This is a genomic window from Variovorax sp. CCNWLW186, from assembly GCF_037203865.1.
Classification (GTDB): Bacteria; Pseudomonadota; Gammaproteobacteria; order Burkholderiales; family Burkholderiaceae_C; genus Variovorax.
Genome location: NZ_JBBCBO010000006.1, coordinates 248,298 through 265,445 on the forward strand (window position 1 = coordinate 248,298; position 17,148 = coordinate 265,445).

Genomic DNA, 17,148 nt, shown 5'->3' on the forward strand with positions numbered 1-17,148 from the left:
AGGCTGCAGCTGTGCCATGACATTCGTTCTGGCGTTCTAGGTCGGCGCGATGCCCAGCGGAAGTACACCCTCTCAGCCAACCTCATCCAGATGTGGCTGACGCAGTTCGACCGCGGCGAGCTCAGCAACGAGGAGGTCGAGGCGGCTCTTGTGGCCGACTACGAAGCGAAGATCGCAGCCTTGGAGCGCAAGGTTGGTGAGCTCCGAAGGACAAGAAATCTCGATGTACAGGATCGCTTTCACAACCCGTGCGGCGCCATCTTTAGCTGCGTGTTCAGAATTGACAGATGGCGACAAGGGCTTCGGCGCCGGATGTCTCGCGCTGAAGGCCTAGTCGGGCCGCAGGGCGTCGATCGTGGTGTCGGCATCGGGCCGCGCCAGCGTCTGCAACCCCGATGTGCGGGGCGACTGCGGAAGCGGCGTCTGCGGCAGCGGTGGCAAATGAACTGGCGCCGGGGGCTTGCCTCGACGCCTTTTGCTCAAATGTCCCGCAACAGCTGCCTGAACTCGTCCACGTCCTCGAAGCTGCGGTACACCGAGGCAAAGCGCACGTAGGCCACCTTGTCGAGCTTCTTGAGCTCGCGCATGACGAGCTCGCCGACCTTGGTCGAATCGATTTCGCGCAGGCCGCTGGCCAGCAGCTTCTGCTCAATGCGCAGCAGCGCGTTGTCGATCTGCTCGATGCTCACCGGCCGCTTGCGCAGCGCCAGCATCATCGAGGCACGCACCTTGGTCGAGTCGAAGTCGGCGCGGCTGCCGTCCTTCTTCACAACGACCGGAAAGTTGACGTCCGGCCGCTCGTACGTTGTAAAGCGCTTGTCGCAGGCGCTGCACTGGCGGCGCCTGCGCACGAAGTCGGCGTCTTCCGAAACACGGGTCTCGACGACCTGCGTTTCAAGATGACCGCAAAAAGGGCATTTCATGCGGCCAGGTCTTGCGGACGATCAGCGGTAGACAGGGAAGCGGCTCGTGAGCGCGTGCACCTTGGCGCGCACTGCGTCGATGTTGGCCGCATCGCGCGGGTTCTCGAGCACGTCGGCCACCAGGTTCGCCGTGATGCGGGCTTCTTCGTCCTTGAAGCCGCGCGTCGTCATGGCGGGGGTGCCGATGCGCACGCCGCTGGTCACCATCGGCTTTTCAGGGTCGTTGGGGATCGCGTTCTTGTTGATCGTCATGTGGGCGGCGCCCAGCACGGCTTCGGCTTCCTTGCCGGTAATGCCCTTGGAGCGCAGGTCGACCAGCATCACGTGGCTTTCGGTGCGCCCGCTCACGATGCGCAGGCCGCGCTCGGTGAGGGTGTCGGCCACGATCTGGGCGTTCTTGACCACTTGCTGCTGATAGGCCTTGAACTCGGGCGTCATGGCTTCCTTGAACGCGACGGCCTTGGCGGCAATCACGTGCATCAGCGGACCGCCTTGCAGGCCCGGGAAGATCGCGCTGTTGATGGCTTTCTCGTGCTGCGACTTCATCAGGATGATGCCGCCGCGCGGGCCGCGCAGGCTCTTGTGCGTGGTGGAGGTCACCACGTCGGCATGCGGCACGGGGTTGGGGTACACGCCCGCGGCTACCAGGCCGGCGTAGTGAGCAATGTCGACCATGAAGATCGCGCCCACATCCTTGGCCACCTTGGCGAAGCGCTCGAAGTCGATGCGCAGCGAATAAGCCGAGGCGCCGGCGATGATGAGCTTGGGCATGTGCTCGTGCGCCTTGCGTTCCATCGCGTCGTAGTCGATGGCTTCGTTGGCGTCCAGGCCGTAGCTCACCACGTTGAACCACTTGCCGCTCATGTTGAGGGGCATGCCGTGCGTGAGGTGGCCGCCTTCGGCCAGGCTCATGCCCATGATGGTGTCGCCGGGCTTCAAGAAGGCCAGCATCACGGCCTCGTTGGCCGATGCGCCGCAATGCGGCTGCACGTTGGCGGCGTCGGCGCCGAAGATCTGCTTGATGCGGTCGATGGCCAGCTGCTCGGCCACGTCGACATGCTCGCAGCCGCCGTAGTAGCGCTTGCCCGGATAGCCTTCGGCGTATTTGTTGGTGAGCTGCGAGCCCTGCGCGGCCATGACGGCCGGCGAGGCGTAGTTTTCGCTCGCGATGAGCTCGATGTGGTGTTCCTGGCGCGCGTTTTCGGCCTGGATGGCAGCCCAGATTTCGGGATCGGTCTGTTCGACCAGGATATTGCGTTGGTACATGGCAGTCCTTTGAAGACGAGGTCCTTGTTCTTCAACCAAACAAGGGCTGCCCAGGCGAACGGCTGAACGCCTGAATGGATGCCAGGCGGCACGCTTCCCAGTGGTATTCCACGTCAGCGCGTGGCACCTCTGGAGGTGCTGCGCCTATCGCCAGTCGCGTACGGAACGGAGTGTAGCTCACCCCATGGTTTTGCCCATGGGGCAGGGGCTCAGGAAACCTCGGAAAGCAGTGCGACTTTTTGAGGATCGGCCACCACCGGCTCGGCCGCTTGCTCCGGCTTCGGCGGTACAGCGATGGGGATTGGCTGCGCGCGAACGATGGGCGCCGTCGTGGTCGGAGGATTGCGGCCATTGGCCACCTGCAGCAGCCGCTCGTGCTCGGCGAGGACCTTGTTGGCATAGCCGCCGTCGTCGTCGAGATTGGCTGCGCCCACGTAGTAGCGCAGGCCGCCTTCGAGCGAACCGGCGCGGGCGATGCATTCCTGCAGCACTTTCACGCCGACGCGCATGTTGGTCACGGGGTCGAAAGCAGTGAGCGTGCCGCCGGCGCTTTCGTATTTGTCGCCGTGCACGCGGGTCATGACCTGCATCAGGCCCTGCGCGCCCACGTGGCTCTGGGCGAACGGGTTGAAGCTCGATTCGACCGCCATGATGGCCAGGATCAGCGTCGGGTCGAGCTTGGTGCGCTTGCCCAGTTGGTACGCTTCTGCGACGAGCACGCTGAGGGGCTCGGCCGCGACACGGTACTTCTTGCTGAGCCAGTAGGCCACCGCGGCCTGCTGCTTGGGCAGGTCGCCGGGGCTCGCGGCCGTGGTGCGCACAATCGCGGTCGGCTCCAGGTCGGTGGGCTCGGGCGCGGGCTTACGCGACTGGAGCCAGCCCATGAGCTGCTCTTCGCCGGTCTGGCGCAGATCGGGCCGTGCCACCAGGGCGAGAGCCGCAAACACAATAGCCAGGCCGACCAGTGCAAACCCGTTGTGGGTGATCTCAAAAAAGCCGTCTGCCACATCGGACGCAAAGGTCCTTAGCCCGCGGGCTGTGGCATCAAACGCCTTGTTCATCGCTCTTCCTTTCTATGCGGCACCTGATCGCAGCGCCCGGAGGGCGACGGATAAGGCAGCGGCGCTTGATTGGTACGAATCAGGCTCCGCGCATGGAGGTGTAGGGTGAGGGCGCGGCGACCTGATCAAGCCGGGGGGATTCGGCAGCGGGTTCAGGGGCCCCTGCTGGGTCTGGGGCAGGCCAGGGGCAGGCGGATTCTAGCGTGGCTAAATACTCGGTCAAGCATAAGGATCTATTTCCTTATGTGATTACATATTTAAACAAATCCAACTTTTTGATTCGAAGCACAAGGGAAATCCCTTGGGGCCAGGCATTGCAATGCAGGCGTGCGGCGCCTAATCTGAACACGCCTGAGTTCTCAGGCGGTTTTCCGAAATCCGGCAGCCCGAGGTGCAAGTCAAGGGCTCGAACGATGGAGGATCCATGGCGGCAATCTCTTGCTGCCAGCACGGCAGGAACCATTGACTTCCGGTCGCGCGAAACGATGGCATGGGTCTTATGCCCGCCATCAAGCCCGGTAATGAGACTTTCGTCGAATTGCCGGGCTTTCTTGTTTCTGGCTTTGCTTCTCTTTGCGGCACACTCCCGCGATGGATGTAGCTTCGCTCAAACAAAATAAATGGATGCGGCGTGGGATCGTCGCCTTGCTGGTTCTTCTGGCTTTGTGGGCCATTGCGTGGCTGGCTGTTCCGCCCATCGCCAAGAGCCAGATCCAGAAGATCGCAAGCGAGAAGCTCGGCCGGCAGGTCACCGTGGGCAAGATCGACTTCAAGCCCTGGACCCTCGAGCTCGCGCTGAACGATCTGAGCATTGCCACGGCCGACGGTAGCCGGCCCCAAGTGGCCATCAAGCGAATCTACGCCGATGCCGAGCTGCAGTCGCTCTTGCGCCTGGCGCCCGTGATCGATGCGGTGTCGGTCGAGTCGCCGGCCTTCCTCCTCACGCACCTTGCCGACGGCAAGTACGACATCGACGACATCGTGGCCAAGCTCGCGGCCGGGCCGCCGCCCGATCCCAAGGCCGAGCCCGCGCGCTTCGCTATCTACAACATATCCATCAAGAACGGCGCCGTCGATTTCGACGACCAGACCGTCAAGCGCAAGCACGAATTGCGCGACTTCGTGCTGAACGTGCCGTTCCTGAGCAACCTGGCTTCCAAGCGCGACATCAACACCGAGCCCAAGCTTGCCTTCACCCTCAACGGCAGCAAGTTCGACTCGGCTGCGCTCACGACGCCGTTCGCCGAAAGCCGCAAGACCGACGCCCATGTTCAGTTCAAGGGGCTCGACCTGGTGCCGTACCTGGGCTACATACCCGGCGGCTTGCCGGTGAAGCTGCAAGCCGGCAGCCTGGACGCCGACCTGAAGATCGACTTTGCCCAGGCTCCCGCGCCCGGCCTGAAGATCACCGGGACCATCGAAGCCCGCGGCGCCAAGCTGGGCGATGCACGGGGCCGCGACTTGCTGGCGTTCGAGTCGCTCAAGCTGGCGCTGGCCGACGTGCGGCCGCTGGAATCGGTATTCCACCTGAGCGAAGTTGCGCTCTCCAGTCCGCAGCTTGCGGTCGCCCGCGATGCGAAGGGCCAGCTCAACCTGCTGGCCACCGATCCGGCCACCGGGGCTGCCGAAAAAGTAGCCGCCGCTCCCGCTGCCGCGGCAAGTGCTCCGGCCGGCAAGGCACCTGAAAAACCGAAGCTCAAGGTCCAGGTCGACAAGCTCGCGCTCAGCGGCGGGCGCATCGGCTGGCGCGACGAAACCGTCAAGCCTGCAGCGCTGGTCGACCTGAGCGCGCTCGGCCTCGATGTGACCGGCGTGACCTGGCCCATGGAAAAGCCGGCCCAGTTCAACGGCAGCACCGCCGTAGCGGGCGCAACGCTCAAGTTCAAGGGCAACGCCACCGACAAGGCGGCCGACGTACAGACCGAAGTCGAGGCGCTGCCGCTGTCGCTCGCGGCTCCTTATCTGGCGCAAAGCCTGGAGCCCACGCTCGACGGCAAGCTCAGCGGACAGATCGACATCGCCTGGGCCCAGCCCGATCTCAAGTTCAAGGCCCGGCGCCTCGCCGCCGACGGCCTGGCGCTCACCCAGGCGAAGACCGCCCTGGCGAGCGTCGGGCGCTTCGAACTGGTCGACGCCGAGGTCGACATGACGAAGCACACGCTGAACGTGGCCTCGTTCACCGCCAGCAACCCGAAGGTACATATAGAACGCGACAGCGAAAAGCGCTGGATGTTCGAGCGTTGGCTCAAGACGCCCGCCGGCGGCGCGGCGGCAGAGGCCAAGGTGGCCGCGCCCAAGCCCGCGGGCGCCGGGTCGGCGGCCGCAGCGCCGGGCGCCAACACCAAGCCGTGGGCATTGACCATCGGCACGCTCGCGGTCGACAACGGCACGCTTTCATATGCGGACAAGGCCAGCGCAACGCCTGTGGCGGTCGAGATCACGGCGCTCAACCTGAACGCGCAGAAGGTCGCGCCCGAGACCAGCACGGTGTCGCCGCTGCAGATTTCAGGACGCATCGGCTCGCGGCGGGCCGAGCCGGGCCGCTTCGACTACAAGGGCCATGTGGTGCTGAAGCCGCTTTCGGCCGAAGGCCGGCTCGAAGTGGCGTCGTTTCCCGCCCATGCCTTCAAGGCCTACTACGCGGATGCCCTCAATGTGGACATCCGCCGCGCGTTCGCGAGCTATCGCGGCACCGTGCGCTATGCAAGCGCACCGGCCGGCATGACGCTGAAGCTGGCCGGAGACACCGCGCTCGACGATTTCCGCGCCAACAGCATCTCGCTGACCCAGTCGCCCGGTTTCGACCGCAACACCAACCAGCTGCTGAGCTGGAAGACGCTGAGCCTGCGCGGCCTGCAGGTGAGCATGGCGCCGAACGCGCCGCCGGCGGTGGACGTGCGCGAAACCACCCTGACCGACTTTTTTGCCCGTGTGATCGTCGACCCCACCGGGCGGCTGAACCTGCTGAACCTGACCAAGAAAGGTGAGGCGGAAGGCAATGCCGCGGCGGCAACCAGTGCCGAGGCAAAGACCCGCAGGAGCCTGGGCGGAACCAGCACCACCACGGCGCCCCTGCCGCAGTCCGGCGGCGCCCCGGCGTCGGCCGAAGCCATGGTCGGCGGCAGCCCCGAGCCCGCCAGGCCGGCTTCGGCGCCTGCTGCAACGGCGCAGGCCGAAGCGGATACCGGGCCCAAGCCGGTCATCAACTTCGGTCCGATGAGCCTGGTCAACGGGCGCATCGACTTCACTGACCTGTTCGTCAAGCCCAATTACTCGGCCGACCTGAGCGAACTGACCGGCAAGCTCAGTTCCTTCTCGTCGAATCCGCCGAAGGGCGAGAGCGGCCGCCCGGCGCTGGCCGATCTGGAACTGCGCGGCAAGGCGCAGCAGACGGCGGCGCTGGAAATCACCGGCAAGCTCAATCCGCTGGCCAAGCCGCTCGAGCTCGACATTACGGCCAAGATGCGCGATCTCGACCTGGCGCCGCTGTCGCCCTATTCGGTGCGCTATTCGGGCCATGGCATCGAGCGCGGCAAGATGAGCATGGACGTCAACTACAAGATTGCGGCCGACGGCCAGCTCACGGCCACCAACAAGCTGGTGCTCAACCAGCTGCAGTTCGGCGACGAAGTGCAGGGCGCACCCAACAGCCTGCCAGTGCGGCTGGCGGTGGCCCTGCTGGCCGACCGCAACGGCGTGATCGACGTCGACCTGCCGCTGCGCGGTTCGCTCAACGATCCGCAGTTCAGCATCGGCCCGCTGATCTTCAAGGCCATCGTCAACCTCATCGTCAAGGCGGCGACATCGCCGTTCAGCCTGCTGACCGGTGGGCTCGGCGGGGGCAGCGGCGAATCGAGCACCGTCACCTTCGAACCTGGCAGTTCGGTGCTCAGCGCGAGCGCCAAGGAAAGCCTGGACAAGGTCGCCAAGGCCTTGACGGAGCGTCCGACCCTCCAGATGACGGTGGTCGGCACTTCCAGCCTCGAGCAGGAGCGCGATGCCTACCAGCGCCAGCGCCTGCGCCAACTGGCCCAGGCCGAGAAGCGGCGTGCGGCCGTGCGTGGCGGCCAGGCGGGCACCGACGTGCCGCCGGTCACCGATGCCGAATACCCCGAACTCCTGACCGCCGTGTACAAGCGCGCCGACATCACCAAGCCGCGCAACATGGTCGGGCTGGCCAAGGACCTGCCGGTGAAGGAAATGGAAAACCTGCTGATCACGAGCATTCCGGTCGATGAAGAGTCGATGCGGCAACTGGCCGTGGAGCGCGGCGCCGTGGTGCGCGACTACCTCCTGGCGCAAAAGCTTCCGAGCGAGCGCTTGTTCCTTGGCGCCGTGAAAACCAAGGCAAGCGGTGCCGACTGGAAACCGGGCGCCGAACTCAACCTGGCCATGAAGTAGGGCAGAAGAGCACTTGGTTTTTGCGCCGGCCCGCTATATATGTAGGCCGCCCCCCGGGCCTTCCGGCAGCTATTTGGCTGCTGTCCCGGCATGGAATTCAACCGCTCGCCACAACTGGGTGAAAATGTCGATGTGCGCCGGCCTTTGCCGGCGCCTTCGCTTTCTCTCTTCAGACAACGATCTCGCGCAAGTGACCTCTACTTCTTCCAAGCCACACGACCTCCAGGCCCTCGACACGCTCACCGGCGGCGCCTTCACCGCGCCAACCTCGGGCGAGCGCGCCGCGCGCATCCGCGACTGGCTCGCGGGCAACCCCGCGCCCGAGCAGATGCAGGAAGTCTTCAAGGAGCTGAGCGGCCGCGACAAGGGCGCGGCGCGCCTCTTGCGCGAAAAGCTCGACGAACTCAAGCGGGCCAAGGGCCAGGAAGCCATTGCTGCCGAATGGGCGCAAAAGGCCGAGGCGTTGCTGGGCCAGTCCAAGCTCAACATTGCCGATGCGCTCGCCTGGCAGCGCGATGCCGCCAAGGCCGGCGCGCCGCTGTCGCGCGAGCCGCTGGCTGGTTTCAAGGTGCAACTCGCCGAGCGCGTGAAGGGCATCGAAGACCTGCAGCACCGTGCCCAAGTGCACCGCGAAGCCGCCGTGCTGCTCGCGCAGCGCTTCGAAGTGCTCTCGACCAAGGGCTGGCAGGACGCCCAGGCCGCCGAAGAATCGCTGCGTGCCGACGTGACCCATTGGCAGCAACAGGCTGCCGACATCACGGCCGATGCAAACTGGACCAGCCTGGACGCGAGGTTTGCCCCGCAGCTCGAATCGTCGAAGGCCCAATTGCTGGTCGTGTCCGATGCGTTCCATGCGGCGTTGGCCCAGGCGCAAGCCGCGGCTGCAGACTCCGCGGCGCCCCTGCCGCCGGTGCCCGTGTGGGCCGACGAGCTGCGCGCGGCGCGCGGTGAAGTAGTGGCGCCCAAGGCCGCGCCCGCCAAGCCGGCCGCACCCAAGGTCGACCCCGCAGTGCGCGCAGCCGCGCAAGACGCCGTGCAAGCGGCCCTTGCCAAGCTCGAGCAGGAAACCGCCGAAGGCCACGGCAAGGCCAGCGCCGGTGCGGCCGCTGCGCTGCGCGCGGTGCTGAAGGAACATGGCAAGCTTGTCGATGCCCCGCTCGAAGCACGCGTGCATGCGGCGCTGGTGGCGGCCGGCGAACTCGAAGGCTGGCAGCGCTGGAGCGCCGACAAGGTGCGCGAAGACCTCGTTGCCAAGGCTGAAGGCCTGCTCAAGCGCCCCGAAGGCCAGGCCCTCGGCGGCCGCAAGATGCAGGAAACGCTGCGGTCGCTGCGCGACCAGTGGAAGCAGGCCGACCAGGGCGGCGTGCCCAACCATGCGCTGTGGAAGCGCTTCGACGAAGCCTGCAACGAAGCCCACAAGGTGGTCGAAGCCTGGCTCGAAAAGGTTCGCGCCGATGCGGCCGAGCACCGCGCCCACCGCGTGGCGCTGATCGAAGAGGTCAAGGCCTGGGCGGCCGAGCATGCCACCCCCTCCGACCTGAAGGCGCACAACCGCGCGCTGCACCAGTTTGCCGACCGCTGGCGCGATGCCGGCCACGTGGGCGAGAAGGTCTTCGCCGAGCTGCAGCCGCAGTGGAACGAAGCATTCGGCGCCGCGCGCGCACCTTTCGAGACGGCGCAAAAGGCCAGCATCGAACGACGCCAGGCCATGATCGCCGAGGCCGCCGAGTTGGGCGCCCAGCCCATGCTGCGCATCGATGCCGTCAAGGCGCTGCAGCAGCGTTGGCAGGCGGAGGCCCAGAGCGTGCCGCTCGACCGCCGCCACGAACAGAAGCTGTGGGATGCGTTCCGCGCACCCATCGACGAAGCCTTCAATCGCAAGACGGCGGAGCGCGAGAAGTCCGCGACCGCAATGAGCGAACACGACCGCCATGTGCTCGAGGCGTCCAAGGCGCTTGACGCTGCCAATGCCGGCGGCGACGTGCAGAAGATTCGCGCCGCCATCGCCCGGCTCGAAGCCGCGCTGCGCGGCGAGGCGCCCCCACCGGCACCCGCGGCCTCCAGCGACGGACCTTCGGTCGGCGCTACCGAGGTGGTCGCACCCGGGCAGGCCGCTGCTGAATTCGGCGAGAGCGCCGAACAGGCCCCGGGCTCGAGCGACGCGGAAGCCTTGCCGGGCACGCGCGCCGAATCGGCACCTGCTGCCAATCCCGATCTGGTGGCCCCTGCCGACGGTGCAGATGCATCGGCGCGAGCCGACAGCGCGGCACACGAAGGCAGCGAGCCTGCTGCGGCCGAAGAAGCCAAGGCCCCGCCCGCACCGCCGAAGCCGGCTCCCAAGCCGGTGGTTGCCGTGCGCGGCGACGACCGGCCCGGCAACAAGAAGGCCGAAGCGGCCCCGGCAGCCCGTGCAGGCGGCAGGTTCGGCGACCGGCGCGATGGCGCCCGTCCGGGCCCGGGCGGCCCTGGTCGTCCTGGCGAGCGCGGGGCACCTCGCGCTGACGGACGTGGCGACCGCGGCGATCGCGGTGCACCGGCCGGACGCTTCGGCGACCGTCCGCCGCGCTTCGAAGACCGTGGTCCGCGGCTCGGCGACGCGGCCTTCCGCGCGCAGCGCGAAGCCCTCGAGCGTGCGGACATGGCGCTGCGCAAGCTGGCGGCCCAGGCCCACGGCGAGGCGCTCACGCAAGTGCTCGGCGCATGGGAGCAGCGCGACGCGTCGAAGCTGCCCAGCGTTCAGGAGCTGGGCCGCGCGGTAACGCCCGCGGTGCGTACCGGCTGGTCTCAGGCCATCGGTTCGGCGCCCAAGGCCGCACCCGATGAAGCCGCCGAAGCGCTGCTGCGCCTTGAAATGGCCGCCGAAGTGCCGACGCCTGCCGAGCAGCTCGACGCACGCCGTGCGCTGCAGCTCAAGCTGCTGACGAAGCGTGGCGATCCCCCGCCGGCGCAAACCTGGGGCCAGGACGCCGGCAAGGTGCTGGCTGCCGCGCACGATGCAGCCAGCGCACGCCGGCTGCAGAACGCGTTGAAGGCGCTGCTGCGCAAGTAAGGTGCGCACCCGCCGCCGCACCGCCTGACGGCCATGCATGAAAAAGGCGCCCCGCGGGGCGCCTTTTTCATGGTGCGATGAAATCGCGTGGATCAGACTTTCTCGCCGATCATGGGCGTCTGGACCGTGGCCGCCTGCTCGGCCGCATGGCCGCTCGCCATCCGACGCCGGACGAACAGCCCGCCGATGCCCAGCAGCAGGGCGACGGCGCCGACGATCAGCGTGATCTTGTCCGTGGCCATCGATGCTGCGACCTTGTCCTTGTTCTCCATGATCTTCTGTACGTCGGCGAGCGCGACCACCGGTTTGCCCTTGAGCTTGGCCTCGTACACGAGGTTGTTGTCCGAGGGATCGATGCGCACTTCGATGGCTTCGTCGATCAGCGGCTCGACCTTGCTCCGGCCGATCGCATGGTCGACGCGCCATTTCTCGATGCTGCCGTCGGCGAGCTTCGCGTCGAGCACGAAGTAGTGGCGCGTCGTGGTGCCGCCGCGGCGGCGCTTGGTCGTCTCGGTGATCTCGCTGCCGCTGACGATCGTGCCGCTCTTGGCGACCAGGTCTTCCACCGCGGTGCCGTGCGTGTCGGCGCCCGCCTTGAACTGCGCATAGGCTGCCCAGCCCAGGATGCCGATGCCGAAGAGCAGCGCGATCCATGCCTTGCCCGTGAGCTGATAGAACCAATCCCTCATGTTGTTGACCTTTTTCGGTGAGTTGATAACCCGCCGATGTTAAGGGGCAAACTGCTACTGAATAGGTAGCAAAGAATGAAGAATTGGCGGGCGATCAGCCCTGTTTAGGAAGAAAGAATTCATCGAACAGCGCCACCACCGCGGGGAAGTCCCGCGCGAAGTTCGGACGGTTCACGAAGTAGGCCTCGCAGGCCACTGCGAAGAACTCGCTGATCGATGTCGCGCCGTAGTCGTCGAGCCATGGCGGCTCGGCGCCGAAGCGGTCGGCAAGGATCGTCTTCTCGCGAAAGTCTTCGTACGCGGGCTGCAGCACCGCGAGCCAGGCGGCGCGAGCCTCGCGTGCGCTCTTCTTGCCCGCAAAGCCCGGCGGCAGCGGCGGGCAGCCGTCGGCATCGCCTGCGCGCATGTCGATCTTGTGGGCGAACTCGTGAATCACGACGTTGTAGCCGCCGCCCGTGGTGATGCCGCTGGCGAGAACGTCCTGCCAGCTCAGCATTACCGGGCCGCGATCCATGGCCTCGCCGGCCACCACCTCGTCGTATTCGTGCACCACCTGCGCTTCGTCGACGATCTTGCGCCGCGCAACGACCTCCGACGGATGCACCACGATGCCGACAAAATCGTCGTACCAGTCCAGGCCGCCCTTCAGGTTCAGAACCGGCAGCACCGCCTGCGCGGCAATCGCCAGCGCGACCTCGTCGGTGATGACGAAGCCCTGCGTGCCATGGAATTCCTTGTCGCGCAGGAATTCGGCGGTGAGGGTGCGCAGACGTTGCTGTGCTGCGTGAGGCAATTCGCCCAGAAAGGCATAGCGCTCGAGCGTTGCCTGCCACGCAGCCTCCGGAATCGGGGGCAGGGCGCGCAAGCGGCGCAGCCACTTGAACATTGCGGTGGTTAGCGCAGATCGACGCGTTGCGCGCCGGCGGGTGAAAGGCACAGCAGCTGCGCGCGCGGCGGATGGGCCGCCGCGTCCCAGTCGCTCAGCACCATGCGCTTGAGGCCCTCGCCCAGGTCGTGGTCGGCGGGCCGGTGCGTGTGGCCGTGCACCAGCGTGCGCGCGCGCGCCTGCTCAAGCCATTGGCGTGCTGCACCGCCATCCACATCGGCCCAGAGCGCCGACGGGTCGCGCTTGCGGTCTTCGCTTTGCGTACGCATCGATCGTGCGAGCGCCCGGCGCTCGGCCAGCGGTCTGGCCAGGAACGCGGCCTGCCATTCGGGCGTGCGCACCTGGGCGCGAAACTTGAGGTAGTCGGTATCGTCCAGGCAAAGAATGTCGCCGTGGCTCAGCAGCCAGCGTTCGCCGTGCAGCACCAGCACCGTGGGATCGTCCAGCAGCGTGAAGCCGCATTGCGCCGCCAGCGCCGGGCCCACGAGGAAGTCGCGGTTGCCGTGCATGAAGTACACCGGCAGCCGTTCGGCCGTGCGGCGCAGCAGCTCGGCGCACTGCGCCTCGAAGCCGGGCGGGGCGGCGGCATCGTCGCCCACCCACACTTCAAACAGGTCGCCGAGGATGATCAGCGCATCGGCCGGTGTGGTCTGCAAATAGCCCTGCCAAGCCTCGAAGGTGGCGGGCTCGCCGGCCTGCAGATGCAGGTCGGAAATGAGGTCGACGGTGCGCCACGTGGGCGGGGCGAGCAGCTCCTTGAAAGCCGGATTTGCCGCCATGCCGCTGTCGCGCCCCGCCTGCTCTTGCCGATCGTTATTCGGAGACGACGACAGCCTTCTCGATCACGACGTCTTCGAGCGGCACGTCGTCATGGAAGCCCTTGCGGCCCGTTTTCACGGCCTTGATCTTGTCGACGACATCGGTGCCGCTGGTGACCTTGCCGAACACCGCGTAGCCCCAGCCTTGGGCCGAGGGAGCGGTGTGGTTCAGGAAGCCGTTGTCGGCCACGTTGATGAAGAACTGGGCGGTGGCCGAGTGCGGGGCGCTCGTGCGGGCCATGGCAACGGTGTAGTTGTCGTTCTTGAGGCCGTTGTTGGCTTCGTTCTCGATTTCCGCGCCCGTGGGCTTTTGCTTCATGCCGGGTTCGAAGCCGCCGCCTTGCACCATGAAGCCCGGAATCACGCGGTGGAACACCGTGTTGTCGTAGTGACCGTTCTTCACATAGCTGACGAAGTTCTCGGCCGACTTGGGGGCCTTGGCGCTGTCGAGCTCGAGCGTGATCACGCCGTAGTTCTTGATGTGCAGTTCGACTTTGGGGTTGCTCATGAGGGAGTCCTTCTTTCGGATGTGTTCGAGAAATTACTTCGCCAGTGTGGCGGACTTGATGATGATGGGCTCGAGCGGCACGTTCTGCATGCCGCCCTTGTTACCGGTTTGAACAGCGCGGATCTTGTCGACCACGTCGGTGCCGGCCACCACGCGGCCGAACACGGTGTAGCCGTAGCCGTCCGGGTTGGGCGCGTTGAGCGAGTCGTTGTTCTTCACGTTGATGAAGAACTGCGAGGTGGCCGAATTCGGGTTGCCGGTGCGCGCCATGGCAATGGTGTACCTGTCGTTCTTCAAGCCATTGTTGGCTTCGAGGGCGATGGGCGGACGCGTGGGTTTTTGTTGCATCTCGGCCGTGAAGCCGCCGCCCTGGATCATGAAGCCGTCGATCACGCGGTGGAACACCGTGCCGTCGTAGTGCTTGTCGTTGACGTACTGCAGAAAGTTTTCGACCGTCTTGGGTGCCTTGGCCTGGTCGAGTTCGACCAGGATGTCGCCGGCCGAGGTCGCGAGCTTCACGCGAGGCCCGGGCTGCTGCGCGTGTGCGGCACCGGCAAAGGCGAGGGCGGCGGCCAGCGCGAGCGCACCGCGGCGGCTGAATCGCGTGGACGGGAAATTGAACAAGGCTTGGATCGTCAAGGAAAGCTCCGTGTGCGAATGATGTGGGGTGCGGGCCCGGCAACGCAAGTTGCCGCGGCCAGGGTGGGCGTGCGGCCGGTTACTTGCTCGGGCGGCCGACCGGCTTGCGAACTTCCGCCGGGGGCGGCGGCAGCGTTGCGGCTTGCGCCTCGGTCTTCGGGTTGAAGATCTGGCGGATCAGCGAGAGCTTGGGCGCCACGCTGGCATTGGTGCTGGCGAATTGCTGCGCCCGCACATACTCCTGGGCGGCCAGGCGCGCGTACACGTCGCCGAGATTTTCATGCGCGGTGGCGTAGTTCGGGTTGAGCTTGAGTGCCTGTTCCAGCGCGGCGCGCGCCTGGTCGAACTTGCTCTGCGCCGCATACAGCGCGGCCAGGTTGTTGTAGGGCTCGGGCAGTTCCGGGAAGTCTTGCGTCAGCTGCGTGAACGCGGCAATGGCCTCGTTCTGCTTCTTTTGCTCGGTGAGGATCACGCCCCGCAGAAAGCGCATCTGCGGATCGCGCGGCTTGCCGGCAATGTAGGCATCGGCCTTGGCAAGCGCTTCGTTCGACTTGCCCTGGCGCAGCAGCGTGTTGACGTCGTCGTAGTCGTTGGCGTACGCGGCGGAACCCCACAGGCTGAAGAGCAGTGCAAAGGCGATGGAGAGTTTGGAGAACGCGACGTGCTTCATGAAGCCTCGGCAAGATTGGGAAGTGCGGGCCTCGAAAACACCCGGAATGTACACGGCAGCAGCCGTTTATACTGCGATGCATTGTAGCCGAGGGGCCATGTCCAACCCCTCGCGGCCACTGTCCCCGTCACCCCTGAAATTCAACGTCGTTCGCCCGTGCCGCACGTGCGCGAAGCGACGCTTTCCGAGCCTCATGAGTCTGCGCATCTACAACACGCTTTCGCGTGAACTGGAGGAGTTCTCCCCATTGCAACCGGGCCGGGTGCGCATGTACGTGTGCGGCATGACGGTCTATGACCTGTGCCACATCGGTCATGCCCGCATGATGATGGCCTTCGACGTGGTGCAGCGTTGGCTGCGAGCGAGCGACTACGCCGTGACCTACGTGCGAAACATCACCGATATCGACGACAAGATCATTGCTCGCGCGGTGCAGCGTGGCATCACGATTCGCCAACTGACTGATGAAGTCATTGCCGCCATGCACGAAGACATCGGCGCGCTTGGCATCGAACCTCCCACTCTGGAGCCGCGTGCGACGGAGTACGTTCCGCAAATGCTCGGCATCATCGAGACGCTGGAGCGCAAGGGGCTGGCCTATCGCTCGCCCGACGGCGACGTGAACTATGCGGTGCGCAAGTTTCCCGGATACGGAAAGCTGTCGGGAAAGTCGCTCGACGAATTGCATGCCGGCGAACGCGTCGCAGTGCTCGAGGGCAAGCAGGACCCCCTCGACTTCGTGCTCTGGAAGGCAGCCAAGCCATCCGAGCCCGACGATGCCAAGTGGGACAGCCCCTTCGGCACCGGCCGCCCGGGTTGGCATATCGAATGCTCCGCGATGAGTTGCGCCACGCTTGGTGAAACCTTCGATATCCATGGAGGCGGGGCGGACCTTCAGTTTCCGCACCACGAGAATGAAATTGCGCAAAGCGAGGGCGCCCACGGCAAGCCGCTGTCCCGCTTCTGGGTGCACAACGGCTTCGTGCGCGTGGACAACGAAAAAATGTCCAAGAGCCTGGGCAATTTCTTCACCATCCGCGAGGTGCTCCAGAAGTACGACGCCGAAAGCCTGCGCTTCTTCCTCGTTCGCACGCACTATCGCAGCGCGCTCAACTACAGCGATGCGCATCTGACCGACGCCCGCAACTCGCTCAAGCGCCTTTACACGGCGCTGGACCTGGTTACCCCCGCGCCAGTCGCGCTTGACTGGACGAACCCGCACGCAGCTGCTTTCAAGGCTGCGATGGATGAAGACTTCGGCACGCCTGGGGCCATTGCAATCCTGTTTGAATTGGCCACGGGAGTCCACCGTACGCAGTCCGCGGAAACCGCCGGGCTTCTCAAGGTGCTCGGCGGTACGCTGGGGCTGCTCCAAGGTGATCCCAAGGCGTTTCTGCAAGCGGGCAGCAGTCTCGACGATGCCGCAATCCAGGTGCTGATTGCGCAGCGCGCAGCCGCCAAGGCCGCAAAGAACTTCGCCGAGGCCGACCGCATTCGCAACGACCTCCTGGCGCAGGGCATCGTGCTCAAGGATTCGCCCACCGGCACGACCTGGGCCGCAGCGCAGTGAACGGAACCACCAACCCCATGCCTGCAACCAGGAAATCGAGCGTCCAGATCTTCACGCCCGACTATTGGGAGGAGGCCTGCAAGCACCTGGCCAAGAAGGACCGCGTGATGAAGCGGTTGATCCCGAAATTCGGCGATGCCTGCCTCGAGTCGCGCGGCGACGCATTCACTACGCTCGCGCGCAGCATCGTGGGCCAGCAGATTTCGGTGAAGGCCGCGCAAACGGTGTGGGACAAGTTCGCGGTGCTGCCGCGCAAGCTAACCCCGGCCAACGTGCTCAAGCTCAAGGTCGACGACATGCGCGCGGCGGGGCTGTCGGCGCGCAAGGTCGAATATTTGGTCGACCTGGCCATTCATTTCGATTCCGGCGCGGTGCACGTCGACGCCTGGAAGGACATGTCGGACGAGCTCATCATCGAAGAGCTCGTCGCCATTCGCGGCATTGGCCGCTGGACGGCCGAAATGTTCCTCATCTTTCACCTGATGCGGCCCAATGTGCTGCCCGTGGACGACCTGGGCCTGCTCAACGGCATCAGCGTGAACTATTTTTCGGGCGATCCCGTGAGCCGCAGCGATGCCCGCGATGTTGCCGTGGCCTGGGCACCATTTTGCAGTGTGGCAACTTGGTATATTTGGCGCTCGCTCGACCCGGTACCGGTCGCATACTGA

At 65.6% G+C, this 17,148-nt stretch carries 14 protein-coding genes and 1 riboswitch; of the genes, 4 read left to right on the plus strand and 10 right to left on the minus strand.

Features of this window, described 5'->3' with window-relative positions; genetic code table 11:
- Positions 1–72: 72 nt before the first annotated feature.
- The 4 genes from V9K97_RS10330 to V9K97_RS10345 form a co-directional block, all read right to left on the minus strand.
- On the minus strand, positions 73–297 hold the full coding sequence (locus V9K97_RS10330) for a hypothetical protein (RefSeq protein WP_337317874.1): 225 nt from the start codon (positions 295–297) through the stop codon (positions 73–75).
- Positions 298–479: 182 nt separating this feature from the next.
- Entirely contained in the window at positions 480–923 is a 444-nt protein-coding gene (nrdR, locus tag V9K97_RS10335) for a transcriptional regulator NrdR (protein WP_007836918.1), read from the minus strand.
- A 21-nt stretch (positions 924–944) separates the two neighbouring features.
- Positions 945–2,189, minus strand: coding sequence for a serine hydroxymethyltransferase (gene glyA, locus V9K97_RS10340; protein ID WP_258506967.1), 1,245 nt, complete (start codon positions 2,187–2,189; stop codon positions 945–947).
- A gap of 41 nt (positions 2,190–2,230) precedes the next feature.
- Positions 2,231–2,357, minus strand: a riboswitch (ZMP/ZTP riboswitch).
- A 41-nt stretch (positions 2,358–2,398) separates the two neighbouring features.
- Positions 2,399–3,250: a lytic transglycosylase domain-containing protein gene (locus V9K97_RS10345; protein WP_337312164.1), complete on the minus strand. Its 852-nt coding sequence runs from the start codon at positions 3,248–3,250 to the stop codon at positions 2,399–2,401.
- 591 nt (positions 3,251–3,841) lie between these two features.
- On the opposite strand from V9K97_RS10345, the gene V9K97_RS10350 reads away from it, so the two are divergent.
- Both V9K97_RS10350 and V9K97_RS10355 read left to right on the plus strand, forming a co-directional pair.
- Positions 3,842–7,651 carry a DUF748 domain-containing protein gene (locus tag V9K97_RS10350; protein ID WP_337317876.1) on the plus strand — a complete coding sequence of 1,270 codons (3,810 nt, stop codon included), beginning with the start codon at positions 3,842–3,844 and terminating at the stop codon, positions 7,649–7,651.
- A gap of 130 nt (positions 7,652–7,781) precedes the next feature.
- Positions 7,782–10,700: a DUF349 domain-containing protein gene (locus tag V9K97_RS10355; RefSeq protein WP_443303066.1), complete on the plus strand. Its 2,919-nt coding sequence runs from the start codon at positions 7,782–7,784 to the stop codon at positions 10,698–10,700.
- Between the two features lie 92 nt (positions 10,701–10,792).
- Here the strand turns inward: V9K97_RS10355 and V9K97_RS10360 are convergent, their stop codons facing one another.
- From V9K97_RS10360 to V9K97_RS10385, 6 genes are all read right to left on the minus strand, one after another.
- Positions 10,793–11,389 (minus strand): hypothetical protein, encoded by a 597-nt coding sequence (locus V9K97_RS10360; RefSeq protein WP_337317880.1) that lies wholly within the window; start codon positions 11,387–11,389, stop codon positions 10,793–10,795.
- A 94-nt stretch (positions 11,390–11,483) separates the two neighbouring features.
- On the minus strand, positions 11,484–12,275 hold the full coding sequence (locus V9K97_RS10365) for a zinc-dependent peptidase (protein WP_258506958.1): 792 nt from the start codon (positions 12,273–12,275) through the stop codon (positions 11,484–11,486).
- Positions 12,276–12,283: 8 nt separating this feature from the next.
- Positions 12,284–13,054, minus strand: a complete 771-nt coding sequence (locus V9K97_RS10370) for a UDP-2,3-diacylglucosamine diphosphatase (protein ID WP_337317883.1) — start codon at positions 13,052–13,054, stop codon at positions 12,284–12,286.
- A gap of 34 nt (positions 13,055–13,088) precedes the next feature.
- Entirely contained in the window at positions 13,089–13,601 is a 513-nt protein-coding gene (locus V9K97_RS10375; RefSeq protein ID WP_258506957.1) for a peptidylprolyl isomerase, read from the minus strand.
- Positions 13,602–13,634: 33 nt separating this feature from the next.
- Positions 13,635–14,240, minus strand: a complete 606-nt coding sequence (locus tag V9K97_RS10380; protein WP_258506955.1) for a peptidylprolyl isomerase — start codon at positions 14,238–14,240, stop codon at positions 13,635–13,637.
- A 79-nt stretch (positions 14,241–14,319) separates the two neighbouring features.
- Positions 14,320–14,910 carry a tetratricopeptide repeat protein gene (locus tag V9K97_RS10385; RefSeq protein WP_337298515.1) on the minus strand — a complete coding sequence of 197 codons (591 nt, stop codon included), beginning with the start codon at positions 14,908–14,910 and terminating at the stop codon, positions 14,320–14,322.
- Positions 14,911–15,103: 193 nt separating this feature from the next.
- Between V9K97_RS10385 and cysS the strand changes: the two genes are divergently transcribed.
- Both cysS and V9K97_RS10395 read left to right on the plus strand, forming a co-directional pair.
- Positions 15,104–16,480: a cysteine--tRNA ligase gene (gene cysS / locus V9K97_RS10390; RefSeq protein WP_281148399.1), complete on the plus strand. Its 1,377-nt coding sequence runs from the start codon at positions 15,104–15,106 to the stop codon at positions 16,478–16,480.
- Between the two features lie 17 nt (positions 16,481–16,497).
- Positions 16,498–17,148: a DNA-3-methyladenine glycosylase family protein gene (locus V9K97_RS10395; RefSeq protein WP_157614396.1), complete on the plus strand. Its 651-nt coding sequence runs from the start codon at positions 16,498–16,500 to the stop codon at positions 17,146–17,148.